The organism is Pseudomonas sp. B16(2017) (genome assembly GCF_002113205.1).
In the GTDB taxonomy this organism is placed as follows: Bacteria; Pseudomonadota; Gammaproteobacteria; order Pseudomonadales; family Pseudomonadaceae; genus Aquipseudomonas; species Aquipseudomonas pharyngis.
Window position 1 is genome coordinate 57,251 of the sequence record NZ_NEKA01000016.1, and the last position, 18,676, is coordinate 75,926.

Annotated in this window: 18 protein-coding genes; 12 read left to right on the plus strand and 6 right to left on the minus strand. The window is 63.2% G+C overall.

Annotated features, from left to right (window positions below; all coding sequences use genetic code 11):
- Positions 1 to 5: 5 nt before the first annotated feature.
- Positions 6 to 878 carry a LysR family transcriptional regulator gene (locus CAG25_RS23580; protein ID WP_064597834.1) on the minus strand — a complete coding sequence of 291 codons (873 nt, stop codon included), beginning with the start codon at positions 876 to 878 and terminating at the stop codon, positions 6 to 8.
- 270 nt (positions 879 to 1,148) lie between these two features.
- Here CAG25_RS23580 and CAG25_RS23585 point away from each other — a divergent pair, with 270 nt between their 5' ends.
- Positions 1,149 to 2,474, plus strand: a complete 1,326-nt coding sequence (locus CAG25_RS23585; RefSeq protein WP_085612708.1) for an MFS transporter — start codon at positions 1,149 to 1,151, stop codon at positions 2,472 to 2,474.
- A gap of 66 nt (positions 2,475 to 2,540) precedes the next feature.
- The gene (locus CAG25_RS23590) at positions 2,541 to 3,938 is read left to right on the plus strand and encodes an FAD-dependent oxidoreductase (protein WP_178076491.1); all 1,398 of its coding nucleotides are present in this window, start codon (positions 2,541 to 2,543) and stop codon (positions 3,936 to 3,938) included.
- 3 nt (positions 3,939 to 3,941) lie between these two features.
- Here the strand turns inward: CAG25_RS23590 and CAG25_RS23595 are convergent, their stop codons facing one another.
- On the minus strand, positions 3,942 to 5,348 hold the full coding sequence (locus CAG25_RS23595) for a type VI secretion system Vgr family protein (RefSeq protein ID WP_085612706.1): 1,407 nt from the start codon (positions 5,346 to 5,348) through the stop codon (positions 3,942 to 3,944).
- A gap of 220 nt (positions 5,349 to 5,568) precedes the next feature.
- Between CAG25_RS23595 and CAG25_RS23600 the strand changes: the two genes are divergently transcribed.
- Positions 5,569 to 6,273: a YebC/PmpR family DNA-binding transcriptional regulator gene (locus tag CAG25_RS23600; RefSeq protein WP_011335021.1), complete on the plus strand. Its 705-nt coding sequence runs from the start codon at positions 5,569 to 5,571 to the stop codon at positions 6,271 to 6,273.
- Positions 6,274 to 6,400: 127 nt separating this feature from the next.
- On the opposite strand, the gene CAG25_RS23605 is transcribed toward CAG25_RS23600, so the two are convergent.
- Positions 6,401 to 7,711: a leucine-rich repeat-containing protein kinase family protein gene (locus tag CAG25_RS23605; protein ID WP_085612705.1), complete on the minus strand. Its 1,311-nt coding sequence runs from the start codon at positions 7,709 to 7,711 to the stop codon at positions 6,401 to 6,403.
- 62 nt (positions 7,712 to 7,773) lie between these two features.
- On the minus strand, positions 7,774 to 8,907 hold the full coding sequence (gene zapE, locus CAG25_RS23610) for a cell division protein ZapE (RefSeq protein WP_085612704.1): 1,134 nt from the start codon (positions 8,905 to 8,907) through the stop codon (positions 7,774 to 7,776).
- A gap of 287 nt (positions 8,908 to 9,194) precedes the next feature.
- On the opposite strand from zapE, the gene CAG25_RS23615 reads away from it, so the two are divergent.
- The 7 genes from CAG25_RS23615 (at position 9,195) to CAG25_RS23645 (ending at position 15,618) form a co-directional block, all read left to right on the plus strand.
- Positions 9,195 to 9,704, plus strand: coding sequence for a spore coat U domain-containing protein (locus tag CAG25_RS23615; RefSeq protein ID WP_085612703.1), 510 nt, complete (start codon positions 9,195 to 9,197; stop codon positions 9,702 to 9,704).
- Between the two features lie 101 nt (positions 9,705 to 9,805).
- Entirely contained in the window at positions 9,806 to 10,339 is a 534-nt protein-coding gene (locus CAG25_RS23620; protein WP_085612702.1) for a spore coat U domain-containing protein, read from the plus strand.
- 20 nt (positions 10,340 to 10,359) lie between these two features.
- The gene (locus CAG25_RS23625; protein WP_064597818.1) at positions 10,360 to 10,896 is read left to right on the plus strand and encodes a spore coat protein U domain-containing protein; all 537 of its coding nucleotides are present in this window, start codon (positions 10,360 to 10,362) and stop codon (positions 10,894 to 10,896) included.
- A 4-nt stretch (positions 10,897 to 10,900) separates the two neighbouring features.
- Positions 10,901 to 11,401 carry a spore coat U domain-containing protein gene (locus CAG25_RS23630; protein WP_064597816.1) on the plus strand — a complete coding sequence of 167 codons (501 nt, stop codon included), beginning with the start codon at positions 10,901 to 10,903 and terminating at the stop codon, positions 11,399 to 11,401.
- 24 nt (positions 11,402 to 11,425) lie between these two features.
- A complete protein-coding gene (locus tag CAG25_RS23635) occupies positions 11,426 to 12,208 on the plus strand; it encodes a molecular chaperone (RefSeq protein ID WP_085612701.1) in 783 nt (260 codons plus the stop codon).
- A gap of 84 nt (positions 12,209 to 12,292) precedes the next feature.
- Positions 12,293 to 14,650 (plus strand): fimbria/pilus outer membrane usher protein, encoded by a 2,358-nt coding sequence (locus CAG25_RS23640; protein WP_085612700.1) that lies wholly within the window; start codon positions 12,293 to 12,295, stop codon positions 14,648 to 14,650.
- Positions 14,647 to 15,618: a spore coat U domain-containing protein gene (locus CAG25_RS23645; RefSeq protein WP_085612699.1), complete on the plus strand. Its 972-nt coding sequence runs from the start codon at positions 14,647 to 14,649 to the stop codon at positions 15,616 to 15,618. Before CAG25_RS23640 ends, CAG25_RS23645 begins: the two co-directional genes overlap by 4 nt.
- A gap of 5 nt (positions 15,619 to 15,623) precedes the next feature.
- Here CAG25_RS23645 and CAG25_RS23650 read toward each other — a convergent pair whose 3' ends face one another.
- Complete coding sequence (locus tag CAG25_RS23650; RefSeq protein ID WP_085612698.1) at positions 15,624 to 16,376, minus strand: anti-sigma factor; 753 nt, start codon at positions 16,374 to 16,376, stop codon at positions 15,624 to 15,626.
- Entirely contained in the window at positions 16,373 to 16,879 is a 507-nt protein-coding gene (locus tag CAG25_RS23655; protein ID WP_085612697.1) for an RNA polymerase sigma factor, read from the minus strand. The genes CAG25_RS23650 and CAG25_RS23655 overlap by 4 nt, the downstream gene beginning before the upstream one ends.
- Before the next feature lie 157 nt (positions 16,880 to 17,036).
- On the opposite strand from CAG25_RS23655, the gene CAG25_RS23660 reads away from it, so the two are divergent.
- On the plus strand, positions 17,037 to 18,131 hold the full coding sequence (locus CAG25_RS23660; RefSeq protein WP_039767523.1) for a catalase family peroxidase: 1,095 nt from the start codon (positions 17,037 to 17,039) through the stop codon (positions 18,129 to 18,131).
- Positions 18,128 to 18,673, plus strand: a complete 546-nt coding sequence (locus tag CAG25_RS23665) for a cytochrome b (protein WP_085612696.1) — start codon at positions 18,128 to 18,130, stop codon at positions 18,671 to 18,673. The genes CAG25_RS23660 and CAG25_RS23665 overlap by 4 nt, the downstream gene beginning before the upstream one ends.
- The last annotated feature ends 3 nt before the right edge of the window (positions 18,674 to 18,676 follow it).

An 18,676-nucleotide genomic window follows, 5' to 3' on the forward strand; every position in this document is an offset into this window, starting at 1 on the left:
ACGATCTACACCAGGCTTTCGCGCACCATATCCAGAAACGTCGCCACCACCCGCCGCGAACTCTGCTCGCGCAGGCACACCAGCGTCTCGGTCAAGCGCCGGGTGCAATCGGTGATCGGCAACGCGCAAACCCGCGAGTCAGCACCAAACTCCGCCGCCGACACCACCCCCACGCCAATCCCCACCACCACCGCCTCCCGCGCCGCTTCCCGGCCTTCGACCTGAATCGCCGGGCGGATGCGGAAGCCGGCGCGGGCCATTTCCTCTTCCAGGGTCTGGCGGGTCACCGAGCCGTGTTCGCGCAGCACCAGCGGCGTGTCGTCCAGATCTTCCAGGCAGATCGATTCACGCTCGGCCCACGGATGATGGCGGGAGACGAACGCCACCATCGGGTCGTTGCGCAGCGGCACACACAGCAGGCGTTCATCGCTGACATCGCGACCCAGCAACGCCAGATCGGCCTGATAGTTGAACAGTCGGAACAGCGATTCATCGGTGTTACCGGTCTCGATCTTTACGCTGATCCCCGGGTAGCGTTCGCAGAACCGGGCGATCTGCGGCAACACATGCACCGGCGCATCCACCGCCAGAATCAGGCTGCCGGTCTGCAAGGCCTGAGACTCCTGCAACAACTCCTGAGCTTCGGCCTCGACCACAAACAGACGCTGGGTGATCGCCAGCAAGCGTTCGCCCAAATCGGTCAGGCGCACCGAGCGTTTGTTGCGATGGAACAGCAACACACCGAAGCGTTCTTCCAGCTTGCGCACCTGGTCGGAAATCGCCGGCTGCGTCAGATAAAGCCGCTCGGCGGCCTTGGTGAAGCTTCCGTGCACGGCCACGGCGTGAAAGGCTTTGAGCTGGGCATGGGAAACCGACATGTTCTGACACCAGTAACAAGCTGAGCTTATGTGTGAAATACGATAAATCGATTTTATTTATTAAACAGTAATTGCTTTGATCGGCTCACGCCAACGCTGACTGCCCGGTTGGGCAGCGACGTTGGCCATGAGCCTGTGCGTGCAACACCAGGACTCATCTGACCGGTATCGCCGAAGGGACGGGGTGATATCGCAGTGCTCAACAATAAAAACACAGGCGTTTACTTATCGATTCTGCCGGCACACTCACACCCTGAGGTCAGAACCACAATGAACAAGCACATCGGCACCCTTGCGCGTTGGCGCATGCAGATCTTCGCTGTCACCTGGCTCGCTTACGCCGCGTTCTATTTCACCCGCAAAGCCTTTTCGGTGGCCAAACTGGGCATCGCCGAAGACCCCATCTTCACCCTCGACAAAATGGCCATGGCCAACCTCGACGCGATTTACCTGGCGGCCTACGCCATCGGCCAGTTCACCTGGGGCATGCTCGCCGACCGCTTCGGCCCACGGGTCGTGGTACTCGGCGGTTTGCTGATTTCCGCCGCTGCGGCGCTGGTGATGGGCAGTTTCGCGACGCTGCCGATCTTCGCCACCTGCATGCTGATTCAGGGGCTGGCGCAGTCCACCGGCTGGTCGGGGTTGTGCAAGAACCTCGGCAGTTTCTTCCCTTCCGAACAGCGCGGGCGCGTGCTGGGGTTGTGGAGTTCCTGCTATGCATTCGGCGGTCTGGTGGCCTCGCCGTTCGCCGGTTGGTGGGCCTACACGCTGATTGGTTCGTGGCACGCGGCGTTCATTTCCAGCGCGGCGGTGGTCGCGGTGGTGGCGGTGTTGTTCTTCATCTTTCAGCGCGACAAGCCGGAAGACGTTGGCCTGCCCGCCGTGGAGCCGGAGCCGGTCATCAGCGCCGAGGAAGCCGAAGCCAACAGCAAACTCAGCGTCTGGGAGCCGCTCAAGGAAATCCTGCGCAACCGCACGGTACTGGTGCTGGGTCTGGCGTATTTCCTGTTGAAACCGGCGCGTTACGCGATTCTGCTGTGGGGGCCGGTGATTGTGTTCGAGCAGATGCCTTCAGTCGGCAAGGTCGGCGCAGCGATCATTCCAACGGCATTTGAACTGGCGGGCCTGCTGGGTCCCATCATGATCGGCCTCGCCTCGGATAAACTGTTCGGCGCCCGCCGCATGCCGGCCTGCGTGTTGAGTCTGCTGGCGCTGACCGTGACCCTCGCGCTGTTCATGGGCGCCTTGCACACCGGCAGCGTGATGCTGGTGGTCGCACTGCTGTTCGTGATGGGCCTGACCCTGTACGGCCCGGACTCGATGATCAGCGGCGCGGCCGCGATCGATTTCGGCAAGGCCAGGGCCGGCGCCACGGCGGCGGGGTTCGTCAACGGCTGCGGCTCGGTCGGTGCGGTGCTCGGTGGTTTGCTGCCGGGTTACTTCGACTCGGTGACGGTGTTCATCGTGTTCGCCGGTTGCGCGCTGTTTTCGGCGCTGGTGCTGATTCCGCACTGGAACAGCCGCCCGGTCGGCGTCATGGAACCACGTGCCTACGTGCCCAACCGCGCCCTGACCATCAAACCCCTGCGTAACTGAAAACCCTCGCCTCGCGGCCTGCTGCGGCATTCGCGGCAGGCTGTGCCGTGGCCGACTGACCGGAGAATTTTCATGAGACCGTTTTGGCTGGAGCAGGCTTTGCAGCTCGACACGTCCGAACCTTGCCCGCCGCTGCAAGGCGATGTGCGCACCGACGTGTGCATCGTCGGCGGCGGTTACACCGGGTTGTGGACGGCGATCATGCTCAAGCAGCAGAACCCCGAACTCGATGTGTTGCTGATCGAAGCCGACATTTGCGGCGCCGGCGCCAGTGGGCGCAACGGCGGCTGTGCGCTGTCGTGGTCGGCGAAGTACTTCACTCTGGAACGACTGTTCGGCGTCGAAGAGGCGGTGCGGCTGGTCAAGGAATCCGAGCGCAGCATCCACGCCATCGGCGAGTTCTGCGAGCAGTACGGCATCGACGCCGATTACCGCCTCGACGGCACGCTTTACACCGCGACCAACCGCGCGCAATGCGGCTCGACCGATGCGGTGATTGCGGCGCTGGAGCGCAACGGCATCAACTCGTTTACCCAGCGGCCGGTCGCTGATGTACAGCGCATGGCCGGATCGGCAAAACACCTGGAAGGCTGGTTCTCGCCGGCCGCCGCCAGCGTACAGCCGGGCAAACTGGTGCGCGGCTTGCGCCGGGTGGCGTTGCAACTGGGCGTGCGGATTCATGAAGGCACGGCGATGACCGGTTTGGAGGAGGGCCGTCCGGCGCGCCTTCACACGGCGAGCGGCCGGGTGACCGCCGACCGCGTGGTGCTGGCGATGAACGCGTGGATGGCCCGTGCTTTCCCGCAGTTCGAGCGCAGTGTGGCGATCGTCTCCAGCGACATGCTGATCACCGAACCGCGTCCGGATCTGTTGCAGGAAATCGGTTTGACCAGCGGCGTGACCGTGCTCGATTCGCGGATTTTCGTGCACTACTACCACAACACCCCGGACGGCCGGATCATGCTCGGCAAGGGCGGCAATACCTTCGCTTACGGCGGGCGGATGCTGCCGGTGTTCGACCAGCCCTCGCCCTATACCGGGTTGCTCAAGCGCAGCCTCGACGACTTCTTCCCGGCCTTTGCCGATGTGAAAGTCGACGCAACCTGGAACGGCCCCTCGGATCGCTCGGTCACCGGCCTGCCGTTCTTCGGCCGGATGAGTGCCAGCGGGAATGTGTTCTACGGTTTCGGTTATTCCGGCAGCGGCGTCGGGCCGTGCCACATGGGCGGGCAGATCCTCGCTTCGCTGGTGCAGGGCCTCGACAACCCATGGACACGCTCGCCGCTGGTCAACGGGCCGCTGGGTTACTTTCCGCCGGAGCCGATCCGCTACCTCGGCTCGCTGATGGTGCGCAACGCCATTCGCCGCAAGGAGCGCGCCGAGGATCACGGTCGGCGACCCCGGCACCTTGACGTGCGTCTGGCGAAATTCGCGGCGGCGGCGGGCAAGGCCGACAAGGCGTGAGCGTCAGCGCGGCGGGGTGGAGCGGTTGAGCAGCCAGTCGAGCAACAGGTCCTCGTCGGGCTCGGTTTCTCTCGGTTGTGCCGGTTGGGGCCGGCAGGCGTCGAGGCAGAGGATCGGTCGGTCGGGATCGCTGTCGAGAAAACTGACCCAGACTTCGCTGCCGGCGCAGGGAAGATTTTCCCGAGGCACGCAGGCGTCGGCATGGGGCATGACCAACGGCAGCCACAGCCCTTCGCTTGCACCGTTACGTGAATGCTCCGGCCATAACCGGACGGCCATGCGTCCCTGATCGTCCACCTGCGCCGGTTGCCCCGGCGCACCGAGCAATTGCGCCGGGTGATACCCCGGAATGCGCGGACGCGGTTGTTGCGGCGACGGGCGAAACGGGGTCGACCAGGGCAGCGCGGTGAAGTCGTTGTGATAGCGGCGAGCCGTGGGAACTGGGTCGAGAATCGAAGGTTGCTGGCCTTGATGACGCAACTCGGTGATCAGCCACTGCTCGTTGAAGGCGTTTACCGGGTGCTCCGTGACTTGCAACAGGCGCCCGCTGAGCAGGCGCAGACAATCGCTGCGGCCCTGAATCGAGCGCGACCGGCAGCGTTGGCGCTCGAGCAGACGGCGACTGCGCTGGGTGGCGTGACGTTGCGCAGTTGGCAGAGACTCCTGTGGGGCGACGGCACTGCCCAGCGTGTGATTGGCGGCCTCCTGACCCTTGATCGGTCGCCCTCGCTCTCGTACGCCGGCAGGCATCGCAGGCATTACCGCCTCATGCCGCTGGAACAGGCTGCTGAGGCCGCTGGTTGACGCATCGAGCTGGGTGTTGAAAGGAATCGCCGTCAGTTGCTGTGGCAGGCTCAGGCTGTCATCGGCGAACACCACCACATGGCCGTCCGGCTGATGTTCGAAGTGGTAGTGAATGCCTTCCTCTTCGCAAAGCCGTTGCAACAGGGCCAAATCGGTTTCGTCGTACTGAATGCAGAACGGACGCGGCGGATAGTGGCCGACGGTCATCTCGATCCGGTAGCTGTGGGCGGGCAGGTGATGTTCGATCAACAGTTGCTCAAGGATGGCCGGCACGCTCAGTTGCGTGAAGACCCGGCGTACGGGATGTTGCTCCAGCGCTTGCAGATGCGGCATCAGCACCAGTTGGTAGGCGATCCGGTGCGTTGCGCGATGTTCGCAGCTGGCACTTTGAATGATGCCGTGAATGCCGTGATCCTCATCCAGGTGCAGAAACGCCGCCTGATGCAGCAGCCTGCCGGGTGACCAGGCGGGCGCCAGGCCCATGACCTCGATTTCAAACCGATAAGGCTGATTCAGCGCTTCATGACCGCTGAAGCGCAGCACCGGCAGGCTTATCCCGCCTTCGGCCAGGGTCAGTGAAAACGGGCTTTCCTTGTCATTGAGCATTCGGGCAGGCTCTGTTCTGGCAATACGGGCGACAGAGGGTACGAAAACGCGACGTTGATTGGACATGGCAAACCGGTTTTTCAGAATCGCCCTACAAGGCGCGTAGAAGATGTCGATCCGCAGCGGATTTTTTGGTCGATTGCCGACTTTAGGCCGTATAAACTTGCCGCCATGCGTCGGCCAATAGATGTCTCGGCGCCACAGATCAAGAGAGTGAGTAATGGGCGCACAGTGGAAGGTTAAACACAAAGAAGCGGCAGCCAACGCCAAGGGCAAGATCTTCGGCAAACTGGTGAAGGAAATCACCATTGCTGCGCGTAACGGTGCCGATACCGCCACCAACGCACACCTGCGTCTGGTGGTCGAACAGGCCAAGAAAGCCTCGATGCCCAAGGAAACCCTGGACCGTGCCATCAAGAAGGGTGCTGGGCTGCTGGGCGAAACCGTGCAATACCATCGCGTTACCTACGAAGGCTTCGCACCGCATCAGGTGCCGCTGATCGTCGAGTGCGTGACCGACAATATCAACCGCACCGTGGCGGAAATCCGCGTGGCGTTCCGCAAGGGTCAACTGGGTGCTTCCGGTTCCGTTGCCTGGGACTTCAACCATGTCGGCATGATCGAAGCGTCGCCGGACACCCCGGACGCCGATCCGGAAATGGCCGCGATCGAAGCCGGCGCGCAGGATTTCGAAGCGGGCGAAGAGGGTGCGACCCTGTTCCTGACCGATCCGACCGACCTCGATGCCGTGCAGAAAGCCCTGCCGGAACAAGGCTTCACCGTGCTGTCGGCCAAACTCGGCTACCAGCCGAAGAACCCGGTCAGCGGTCTGAGCGACGAGCAGATGGCTGAAGTCGAGGCGTTCCTCGAAGGCCTGGACAACCATGACGATGTGCAGGACATGTTCGTCGGTCTGGCCGGCTGATTTTTCGAGTCAGTAACGCTGCAATCGCGAGCAGGCTCGCTCCCACATTTGATCAGTGACCCTTTACAGGGGTGATACAAGTCGATTGTGGCAGCGAGCCTGCTCGCGATTGATCGCGCAGCGGTCATTACTGTTGCAGCACCTCAACGATCTCGCCGAACCCCGGCCGTGCCAGCACGTCCGGCTGACAGCACTGCTGTTCCAGGGCCTCCAGCGCCTGACGTTGTTCATCGCTCAACCCCGAGTCGATGCGTGCCAGCAGTTCCCCCAGCAAAATCCCGAACGCCCGCACTTCGAGGCGCTGCAGTGCACGGGTTTCAGGCGTGTCCGCCGTGGCATGGAATGATGCCGCGCCAAAATCCCCCAGCAGACAATCGCCCTGATCGTTCAACAGAATGTTGTGTCCGTAGAGATCGCCATGGGTGATGCCGTGACGGTGCAGATGCCCGGCGACCGAGGCAATGCCCCGGGCAATACGCAGGGCGACGTCGGCACTGAAACGGCAATCATCGGCATACACATCCCGTGAACAGGACGCCAGGCTCGGCAGTCCTGCCAGGTTGCGGTAACTCGAATCGATCAGTTGCATCACCAGGCCTTGCTGACCATCGGGATGCTGGTCGATGCGGCCTTCGACGCGGATCAGGTTCGGGTGCATCCCGGCGGTGATGCACGCGTTCATTTCATGCAGCGGCGAGCCGTCGCTGGTCATCTCACCCTTGTACAACTTGACCGCCACCGGCGTAGCCGACTGGTCCGCAGACTGCCACTGCGCCCGGTAAATCACCCCGGAAGCGCCTTCGCCCAGCCGTTGCTCCAGCTGCAGCGCCGACCAGTCGATCAGGGGCGCGTTGTTGAGCGCGTCGGCATCGGCTTCGGTTTCCAGCGGATTGCCGGCGTAGGCCAGCCAGGTCAGGCTCGGCAAGGTCAGCAACCATTGCGGCAGCTCGGTCAACTGGTTGGCGGCAATACGGATCAGTTCCAGCCGATGGCACTGGCTCAGTGACGGCGGCAGCGTGCGCAGGCGATTGCCGGCGAGCATGAGCTTTTGCAACAGCGGACGCTCGCCCAGTTCCGTGGGCAGGGTTTCGATGGCGTTGTCGGTCAGGATCAGCCAGCGCAACTGCGGCGGCAGCGCCGCGCCGGGCACCTGGATGATCCGGTTGGCCTTGAAACCGATCATCGTCAGCGCCTGACACTGGCCCAGGCACGCCGGCAACCGGGTGAACTGATTGTCCGAGCAGAACAGCACGCGCAGGCGTGTCAGGCGGTGCAAGTCGTCCGGCAGGCTGCTCAGGGCATTGCCGCTGAGGTTGAGCACTTCCAGCGTGTCGGCCAGGTTGAAAATCTCCGGCGGAAATTCAGTCAGGCCTTCAGCCAGGTCGAGCCGGGTGATGCCCGACAGTTCGCCGGCGCGCAGTTGTGCAAGGGTGTGCATGAAAAGGATCGCTATCTGGAAGGCGCCCGAGCGCCGGAAATGGGCGGCATGATAACGGCAAATCAGCCCGGTTCGTGCACTTCGCGCAATTGCCCGAGCCTGCTGCGGGTGCGGGCCAGATCGATCGCCTGGCCGCCGAGGCTTTCACGCAACGGGAGCTGGCCGAGCAGGGTCAGGTGTTTGTCCTGGTCGTAGAGCACGTCGATCAGATTGATGAAGCGTTGCTGGGCGGCGATCGAACATTCGCCCAGTTCCGGCAGTTCATCGATGATCCAGTGGTCGAAGCGCCGGCACAGTTCCAGATAGTCCATCACGGCGGTGGGCTGTTCGCAGAGGTCGTTGAAGGTGAAACCGACGCGCCGGTCTTCGCACAGCCGCGCCTGCAGATGCCGACTGCCGACCGCCAGAGACAACGGCGTGGTGCCGAGTGGCGGCAGCTTCAAGGCCTGGCGCTGCGCCGGGGTGGCCGGCCAGACGTAATAGCCTTGGGTGAACACCTGATGCGCATGCCGGCGCGCCTGGCTGCGGTAATCGTGCGGGCCGCCGACTTCCATGACCTGCATGCGCGCATTGATCAGGTCGATCACCGGTTTGAACCGCGCGTGGTACAGCGGGTTGGGCAGCAAGCCTTCGGGCGGGTAGTTGGAAGTCACCAACAGCAGGATCCCGCGCTTGAACAGCGCCTTGAACAAGCGGGTGATGAGCATTGCATCGCCGATGTCATGCACATGAAATTCATCGAAACACAGCACCCGACAGTCCAGCAGCAGCGTATCAAGGGTAACGGCCAAGGCATCGTCGCAGTCACGATGCTCGAACATGCCTTGGTGCAACTGGGCGAAGAACCCATGGAAGTGCAGACGGCGCTTTTGCGCAATCGGCAACGCCTCGAAGAATCCGTCCAGCAGCCAGCTTTTGCCGCGCCCGACCGCCCCGTGCAGATACAGGCTGGGCGGGGTTTGTGCAGGGGTGCCGAACAACAGGCCGGCCTGCTGCGCCATGCAGTCGATGACCCGCTGCTGGCTGTGGCTGAGGGTGTAGCCCTGGCCGTGGGCCTTTTGCCGGAAATAGTCACGCACCGATTGCGCACTGGCGGCGCATTGGCCCGCAGCGGTACTGGAGCGTTTGCCGAAGAGGCGGCGCAAGGCTGACCAGCGATGGGTCAGACGCGAACGTTCGGGCGGTCGGGCGGGCACTGCAATCACTCCGTCATCATCGGGCCGGCTCCCCGCGAGCGCGGCGGCGTAGTGTAACCAGACGGCTAGTTTTGCTTCCACTGCGCTTTATCGTTTTCCCGGACAGTAATCTGCGGCATGTACAGGTTTTTTCAACATTATGAATCGACCTGTTGCCAACCTTTCGAAACAAATCCCGGCGGTTGCCTGGATCCAATCGACTGGCGCAATCGGTGTCCGTTGCTAACCTGAAACACTGTAACGGCAGATACGCCGTCGCGATCAAGGAGCGGGCGGTGAAAGCAGGGATGGTCTGGGCATTGCTGGGCGGGCTCGCGGCACCGGCCCACGCCGCCGATCTTCAGGTCGAGGTGCGGGTCGATGTGCAACGCGGTTGCCAGTTGATTGGCCAGCAACGTGAAGCCGGTATCGAACAACTGGGCGTGCTCGATTTCGGCGTCACGGCGCGGCTTGGCGACCGGGACGGGCCACTCGGTGCGGCGCTGACGAATTCGCGCCTGCCGCGTCTGGAATGCAACCCGGACACCCCGTACCAGTTGCGTGTCGATGGCGGCCTGCACGGTGGCGTCGGCGAGGTGCGTTATATGGCGGGTGAGGCCGGCAGCAAGCCGATTCCCTATCGCCTGTATCAGGACGCCGCGCGGCAGGTGCCGCTGGTGGTGGATGTGCCGGTCAGTGGCCGGGTGCCGGACAGCGGCACGGTGGACTTGCCGTTATACGGGCGGATCGAACGGATGGCCGAAGTGCCACGGGTCAGCCGGTATTCGGATCTGGTGAAGGTGACGGTCACCTGGTGATCGCGGCGTTTTTTCAGCCATCCGCTGGATCCGGGCGGCGCAGGGAAGGGCGTTCAGTGATGAGCGCAATGTTCGAGTGATCCTGAAGGAGTAGGCGCTCAATGATGGACAGACACGGGCGGGTAATCGCCATAGCCACGCTGCTGATGTTCGCCGAGGTCGCGCCAGCGGCAGTCAGTGGGCAGATCGTCGCGCGGCTGACGTTGATTGCCGGCTGCGAAGTGACCAACGCCTCCAGCCCCGCCGGCCCGGTAGACGGGCTGGGCTCACTCGATTTCGGCCAGCAGGGCCCGACCTGGAATGCACCGATCAAGGCCAGCCTCAGCGAAGCAGGCAGCGGCCAGCTCAATGTCGCCTGTAACCCTTCGGTCACCGGGTTCACCGTGACCATCGACGGCGGCACCCATGGCGACGGCACCACACGCCGCCTGAGCAACGGGCGCCAGACACTTCCCTATCAGCTGTTTCTCGATGCCTCCGGCAGCCAGAGCTACAGCATTGGTCAACAACACAATTTCGCTGTCACCAGCGGCGCACAGATACCCATTCCGGTATTTGGCTCGGTGGTGGCGAACACCCGTGCGGTACCGGCCGGTGTCTATACCGACACCCTGACGGTGACGCTCGACTGGTAACCCCGTAGAGGACGGACACCATGCGTACGATTGCATCAAGGATAGCTTTGTCGTTGCTCGGCCTGACGCTCGCTTCCAGCGTCAATGCCGCCACCACGGTCACCGGCCAGATCACCTCCAGCCTGACCCTGATCAGCAGTTGCCAGGTCAACGGTTCCGGCGGTTCTACCGGGCTGAACTTCGGTGCGTTGAACTTCGGCACCGCCAACAGCCTGTTCACCACGGCGACCGGACAGGTGCTGGGCGGCGGGGGCGGGGCGCTGTCGATCCTGTGCTCGGCTGGCACCACGCCGACGGTCAAGGTCCGGGCGGGCGCCCATGACGGGCTCTCGCCGGGTGGCACTCGCGCGTTGTATGACGGAGTGGCCAATTACGTGCCGTATGACTTGTACACCGACGCCGGGCACTCCCAATTGTTGGCCATCGACGGGGTGATCAACCTCGCGGCCAGCACCGGTGTAGCGCAGACCGTGAACATCTACGGTCAGGCGGTCGGCAAGGCCGGGCTGCCGGCGGGCACGTACACCGACACGATTTCCGTTGAACTGACGTTCTAGCGCCATGGGCCGGCATGGCTGTGCGGGGCTGTTGCTGCTGTGTGCGGGCAGCTTGCCGCTGCCGTTGGCGGCGGTCACCAGTCAGAGCTTCCAAGTCAGTGCCACGGTGACACCGGGCTGTCTGGTGGTGGGGGGCGTATCGAACTATGGCGGGCTGAATTTCGGTTCGCGGTCGGCGCTTGCCACCGGCACGGTGCAGGTCGCATTGACCGGTGGCGTGACGCTGCAATGCACGCCGGGGGTGGCGCTTAACATGACGGTCGATGGCGGCCAATACAACAGCGGCGGACGACGCATGCAGATCAGCGGAGGCAGCGCGAAGGTGGCCTATGCGCTGTTTCGCGATGCGGCGTACAGCCAGAGCCTGGGCATCGGCCAGAGCGTGGCGGTGGCCTACAGCGATGCGAACAACATCAGTCTGCCGATCTACGGGCAGGTGCAATTACCGGGCAATCAACCCGGGGGGACATACAGCGATGTGTTGCAGGTGCAGCTGTCGTGGTGATGTGAAATGACAAGGAGCAGGTTTATGGGGTTTTTCACGTCACGCTATTCGTTCGCGTGTTGCGCCGTGCTGGCGCTGGTCATGTTCGGGACGCTCAAGGCCCAGGCTGCCAGTTCGGTGCTGATCTGGCCGATCGACCCGGTATTGGAGGCCGATCAGCAGGCCAGTGCGCTGTGGCTGGAAAATCGCGGCACGGAAACCGCCAACCTGCAGATACGCGTGTTCGGCTGGAGCCAGAGCGGTTTCGAAGAGCAATACCGCAATCAACGCGAGGTGATCGGCAGCCCGCCGGTGGCGAAGATCGAGCCGGGACAGAAGCAACTGGTGCGTCTGACCCGTACCAAGGACGTGCCGCCAGGCCAGGAGCTGGCGTATCGGATCATCATCGATGAAATCCCCTCGGCCCAGCCGCCCGTCGCCGAAGACGGCAAGACTGCGGCGGCGATCCGCTTCCAGATGCGCTATTCGGTGCCACTGTTCGCCTATGGCGCGGGGTTGTGGAGCAAGGAAGACAGCGCCCGCCAGCGTGACCCCAAGGGTATCGGCCTGCCGCAATTGAGCTGGCGCACGGTGGCGGTGGAGGGCCGTCCTTATGTGGAAGTGCGCAATCAGGGCGCGGTGCATGCGCGACTGACCGATGTGGCCATCACACAGGGCGGTCAAAGCAAACCGCTGGCCGAGGGATTACTCGGCTACGTACTGCCCGGCGCGGTGATGCGCTGGCCGGCACCGGGGCCGGTGGCGGGAGAGCTGGCGGGACGGATCAATGGCGCGGCCAAGGTGCAGAGCATTCCACCGGCGCGATAGCCATAGCGAGTCATGTCGAAGTGATCAGGCTTCGGCGCCAGCGGTTTCAGGAGGAATCAGTCCATTGACGGACGTAACACGCTAATGAGTCCAGGATGGGCTCGACGTATTCAGCGTCCGTTGTGGCTCATGACCGGCGCGTGGTGCCTGATGTTCATTCATCCATCCGGGGCCGGTGAACTGCCGCCGCCTCCCAGCGGCATGGAGGCCGTGAGTGATGCACAGTTGTTTCTGGAACTGGTGGTCAACCAGATGAATACCGGTCGGGTGGTGGCGGTGGAGCAGCGCGACGGGCGGTTGTTTCTGCCAGCCAGCGTATTGCGCGAAACAGGCATGAAGCTGCCGGCAGAGGCCGGTGCCGAAGTCGATCTCGACGGCCTGCCGGGCCTGCACAGCGATTACGACAGCGTCAGCCAGCGCTTGCTGCTCGACGTGCCACCGGACTGGCTGCCGGAGCAGTTCATCGGCAACCGCGAGGTTTATCCGCGCACCCCGGCGCTGAGCAGTTTCGGCGCGTTGTTCAACTATGACCTGTACCTCAATGACACCGACGACGCCGGCACTTACCTGGCGGCGTGGAACGAGGTGCGGCTGTTCGACAGCTGGGGCACGTTGTCGAACACCGGGCAATATCGCCGTACGTTGTCGGGGGATGCGGTCAGCACGCTGGACAACGGCTATCTGCGTTACGACACCACCTGGCGCTACTCCGATGATGAACGGATGCTGACCTACGAGGCCGGGGACGTGGTCAGCGGCGCCTTGCCCTGGAGCAGTTCGGTACGGCTGGGCGGTGTGCAGTTCTCAAGGGATTTTGCGGTGCGTCCGGATCTGGTGACCTATCCGCTGCCGCAGTTCGCCGGGGAAGCGGCGGTGCCGTCCTCGGTGGATCTTTTTATCAACGGCTACAAGTCCAGCAGCACCGACCTGCAACCGGGGCCGTACACCCTGACCAACATTCCGTTTATCAACGGCGCGGGTGAGGCGGTGGTGGTGACCACTGATGCGCTGGGCCGGCAGGTGTCGACCACGGTGCCGTTCTACGTCACCAGCAGCCTGTTGCAAAAGGGTCTGAGCGATTTTTCGGTGGCTGCCGGTACGTTGCGCCGGGATTATGGCCTGAAGGACTTCAGCTACGGGCCGGGCGTGACCTCGGGCAGTCTGCGCTACGGCGTCAGCGACACGTTTACTCTGGAGAGTCATGCCGAAGCGGCGGATTCCCTCACCCTCGGCGGGATGGGCGGCAACTTGCGTCTGGGCAATTTCGGGGTACTCAACAGTGCAATCAGTCAAAGCCGTTTCGATGGCGACGGTGGTCAGCAACTGAGCCTCGGCTATCAATACAGCGGCCAGCGCTACAGCTTTTCCTATCAGCGTCTGCAACGCCGCGATCGCTATGCCGACCTGACCGTGGTCGACAGCCCTTACACCACACTCAGCAAGCGCAGCGAGCAGGCGACCCTGAGCCTCAACCTCGAGCGCTGGGGCAGTCTCGGCGTCGGTTATTTCGATATTCGCGCGGCAGACGAAACCCGCACGCGGTTGCTCAATCTGAGCTGGAGCAAACCGCTGTGGCGCAACAGCAGTTTCTACCTGTCGGCCAACCGCGAAATCGGCGACAGCAACTGGGCGGTGCAGGCGCAACTGGTGATCCCGTTCGACCTGCGCGGCAGCCTGGCCATCAGCAGCGAACGCAGCAAGACCGGGCAGACGCAGCAGCGGGTCAACTACAGCCGCGCTGTGCCGTCCGAGGGTGGGGTGGGCTTCAATCTCGGCTACGCCAAGGGCGACGGCGCCGATTACCGTCAGGCTGACGTGACCTGGCGTCTGCAATCGGTGCAATTGCAGGCCGGCGTCTATGGCACGTCCGACGCGGAAACCCGTTGGGCCGATGCCAGCGGCTCGCTGGTGTGGATGGATGATCAAGTATTCGCCGCCAACCGTATCGACGATGCGTTCGTGGTGGTCAGCACCGACGGCTACGCGGACATTCCGGTGCGTTACGAGAACCAGCAGGTCGGCCAGACCGACCGCAACGGCCATTTGCTGGTGCCGTGGAGCAGTGCCTATTACCGCGGCAAGTACGAAATCGATCCGTTGAACCTGCCGGCCAACGTGCGCAGCCCGAATGTCGAACAGCGCGTTGCCGTGCGCCGGGGCAGCGGCTATCTGCTGGAGTTTCCGCTGAGCCGGGTGATTGCCGCGAGCATCGTGCTGGTGGATGCGCAGCAGAAGGAGTTGCCGCTGGGCAGTGGCGTGCTGCACGAACAGAGCGGCACGCGGACGGTGGTCGGCTGGGACGGACTGGTCTACCTGGAAAACCTCCAGGCGCAGAATTCGCTGCGGGTGACTCTCGCGGACGGCAAGACCTGCCAGGCGCAATTCAGCGTCGATCTGCAGCAGAACGAAGTGCCGCTGATCGGCCCGTTGGTGTGCCAATGATTCGGGCGCGGCTTGTTCTGTGGCTGCTGTTGCTGCTGCCGGGGCTGGCGCAGGCGCTGTGTTCGGTGGTGACCACCACGCCGGCCGGGTTCGGCAACATCAGTTCGATCGCCGTGCGCACCGCCTCGCAACCCAGTTCCACCTTGAACGGAGGCTTGAGTTGCACCGGTTCGCTGCTGTCGCTGTTGACCAACAATGATCATTTCTGGGCCACCGTCACCTCGACCCAGAGCGGTTTGCTCGGGCCCTCCGGCGACGTGATCGGTTACACGATCTACGCCAACAACAGCACCAGTTACCCGCTGACGCGTGGCACCGCCTATGACTTCGCCCGCAACGGCATTATCGACGCCCTCGGCTTGCTCGGCGGTACGGTGCCGAAAACCGTTCCGCTCTATTTCGGGACCACCATCGGCAGCAACGTGGCGGCGGGGGTATACACCGAAACCCTGAGCATTTTCTGGAACTGGAATTACTGCTCGGGCATAGGTGTCGGCGGGCTTTGCCTGGGCCGCGACATCAACAGCGGTACCACGACACTGACGGTCAACCTGACGGTGTCCAACGATTGCACCATCACCGCGCCGAACATCGCTTTCGGCAGCGCGCCGGTGGTCAGTGCGTTCACCCCGGTGACCGGGCAGACCATCAACCTCGCCTGCACCAAGGGCAGTGCCTACACAGTGGGGCTGAACGACGGGCAGAATGCGCTGAGCGTTGGCGGACGACGGCGGATGATTTCCGGCAGCAACTATCTGGCCTACGACATTTTCAAGAGTGCCGGGACCACCCGTTGGGGCAGTGTCGGCGCGGCTCGCCGGGCCAGCAGCGATGCCGAGGTCAACCCCGGCAACGGGTTGGGCACCGGCAGCCAGATCTTCAATTACAACGCGAAAATCTACACCGACCAGACCACACCGCCCGCTGGAACCTATCTGGACAATGTGGTGCTGGATGTGGGGTTCTGAACCGGCTAGAAGCTCAGCGATTGCTTGAGCATTTTCGCCGCCGGAGTATCGGTTGGGCTGACCATTGCGTAGTTGTAGCCTTTGCCGGACCAGTACTCGGCCTGCAGATCCCCGTCCTGGCGGCTGCCGCGGGGCAGAAAGGTATTCTTCGGTCCCGGTGGGCGTACGTAGAAACTGACCTTGTGCCCGCTCTGGTCTTCATACATCACCATCGCCGCCGGGCCTTCATCGGTGCTCAGCAGACGGCCGCTGACCGGTGCAAACCCGGCCGACGTCAGGTCCGGCAGGCGATTGGCCTGAGTGAAATAACGGTCGAGCCAGCGCTGGATGTCGCCATCGCCATCGACCTTGTAGTCCGCCGGCAGAAGCCCTTGCTGGGCGATCAAACGGTACGCCTGCAAGGCATCCGTCATCGGCGCCGGAGGATGAAAAACGGTCATGTCCCGAGCCTTCCAGCCACCGACACCGCCGAGGCTGACGGCAATCAGCAACACCGCCGCGCTGGCCCACTGGCGGCGCGATTGGCGTTTGAGGCGCTGACGGATCAGCGCCGGATCGAGGTCCGGATTGGCCGGCTGTTGCAAGGCGCCGCCGAGGGCGGCGCGCAGGTGCTGGGCGTCCTGTTGCCAGGCGCGAACCTGCGCCGCTTCGTCCGGGTGACTGGCGAGCCAGGTTTCCAGCACATGCCGGTCGGATTCGCTGAGCTGATGGTCGACGTAGGCGTGCAGGTCACGTTCGTTGGGGGGCAGACTGATCATTTGAGTATCCGCAAGGAAGGGCTGCTGATTTCCCCGTCGCTGAGCTGGCGCAAGGCCTGGCGAGCACGGGACAGGCGCGACATCACGGTGCCGGTGGGGACGCCGAGAATCTCGGCGACCTCCTTATAGGTCAGGCCTTCGACCGACACCATCAGCAGCAGCGCGCGCTGTTCGGTGGGCAGTCGGTCGAAGGCCTTCAAAGTCGATTGGGCAATGACGGTGCGTTCCACCGAGGGCTCGGCGTCATCGCGGCCGGTGAAGAATTCGAGCATCCGCGCATAGCGCCGCGAACGCCGATGCGCGTCGAGGAATTGCCGGTACAGGATCGAAAACAGCCAGGCGCGCAGATCACCGTCGGCGCGTTTGTCACCCCAACCCGACAGCGCGCGCTCCAGACTGGCCTGTACCAGGTCGTCGGCGCTGCTGCCGTTGCGAGTCAACGACACGGCAAAACGCCGCAATCTGGGGATTATTTCTCGCAGTTGTTCGTCGAATTCGCTCATGAAGTTCTGCTAGTCGCTACGCTGTGGACTAGGAAGACGCCCGGCATTGGAGGTTATTCCACGTTCTGAAAAATAAATACCGGGCCGTGGAATAAATCCCGATGGTGTGCGTCTTGCTGATTCTTCCTACTTGTGGCCGATGGCCCTGGAGTGCTTCATGGTTGATCGCAGTTCATCGCCCGGCGGGCCACAACGCCCGCCACTGAGTGCCGCGAGCCTGGTGTTGCGTCTTGGCGGAATCGCCGTGGTAGTCGCAGCCCTGGCCGGGGCGTTTGCCTACGTTCATGGTTCATTTGACCCACAACGCCTTACGCCAAAAGCGCTGGTCGATGTGCTGGAAAAGAACAACGGCGTGCATCCGGGCTTTCGCCGCAATCACGCCAAAGGTGTGTGCGTGATCGGACATTTCGAGAGCAGCGGCGAGGCTCGCTCGTATTCTGTCGCGCAAGTGTTCAACGAGCCGCGCACTCCGGTGGTCGGGCGCTTTGCGTTGCCGGCCGGCAGTCCGTATGCGCCGGACAGCGCCGTACCGATCCGCAGTCTGGCGCTGCGTTTCACTCAGGCCAACGGTCAGCAGTGGCGCACCGGGATGAACAGCATGCCGGTGTTCCCGGTTGGCACGCCCGAGGCGTTCTATCAGTTGCAGCAGGCGCAATCGCCGGATCCCGCCACGGGCAAGCCGGATCCGACCAAGGTGCCGGCATTTTTTGCCGCCCACCCGGAAGCCGTGCCGTTTCTGACCTGGATAAAAACCGCCAAACCTTCGGCCAGTTACGCGACGGAAACCTACAACAGTGTCAACGCGTTCTATCTGGTGGACGCCAGCGGCAAGAAGCAAGCGGTGCGCTGGAGCATGACGCCTCTGGCCCAGGACGCTGCCGGTGCGACCGCGCCTGAAGGTAGCGACTTCCTTGAAAAAGACCTGGTGCAGCGCCTGGCGGAAGGGCCGCTGCGTTTTCAGTTGAACATCACGTTGGCCAATGCCGACGATCCGGTGAACGATGCGAGCAAGACCTGGCCCGCCGGTCGCAAAGTGTTGAACGCCGGCACCCTGGTGCTGGAAAAGACCCAGCCGCAGCTCAGCGGCGAATGCCGTGACATCAACTACGATCCGTTGGTGCTGCCCGCCGGCATCCAGGGTTCCGACGACCCATTGCTGGCCGCGCGCTCGGCCGGTTACGCCGATTCCTACCTGCGTCGCACCAGCGAAGTCAGCCAACTGCCCACCGGCAAAAAGGAGGCTCGCCCATGAGCACGCAACCGACTCATTTCAATCCGCTGGCGCGGTTGCTGCACTGGTTGATGGCGCTGATGATCATCGCCATGTTGTTCATCGGGGCCGGTATGGTGACCTCGGTGTCGGCGCGGCATGAATGGCTGATCAATCTGCACAAACCGCTGGGCATCGCTATTCTCGCGTTGGTGATCGTGCGCATTCTGGTGCGATTGGGCACCCGTCAGCCGCCGCTGCCGGCGGATCTGCCGGGCTGGCAGGTGATGGCGGCCAAGGCCTCTCATCTGTTGCTGTACGCGCTGATGCTGGTGTTGCCGCTGCTGGGCTGGGCGATGATCAGCGCGGCGGGGGATCCGGTGATGCTCGGCGCGTCCCTGCAATTGCCGTCGATCGTGCCGGCGGATGCGCAGGTGTTCGCGTTGCTGCGCAAGGCTCATGGGTATCTGGCGTATCTGTTGTTCCTGACCGTGCTACTGCACTTGGCGGCCGCGCTGTTCCATGGCTGGGTGCGCCGCGACGAGGTGCTCGACAGCATGCTGCGGGGACGCAATCGCGGTTGATCG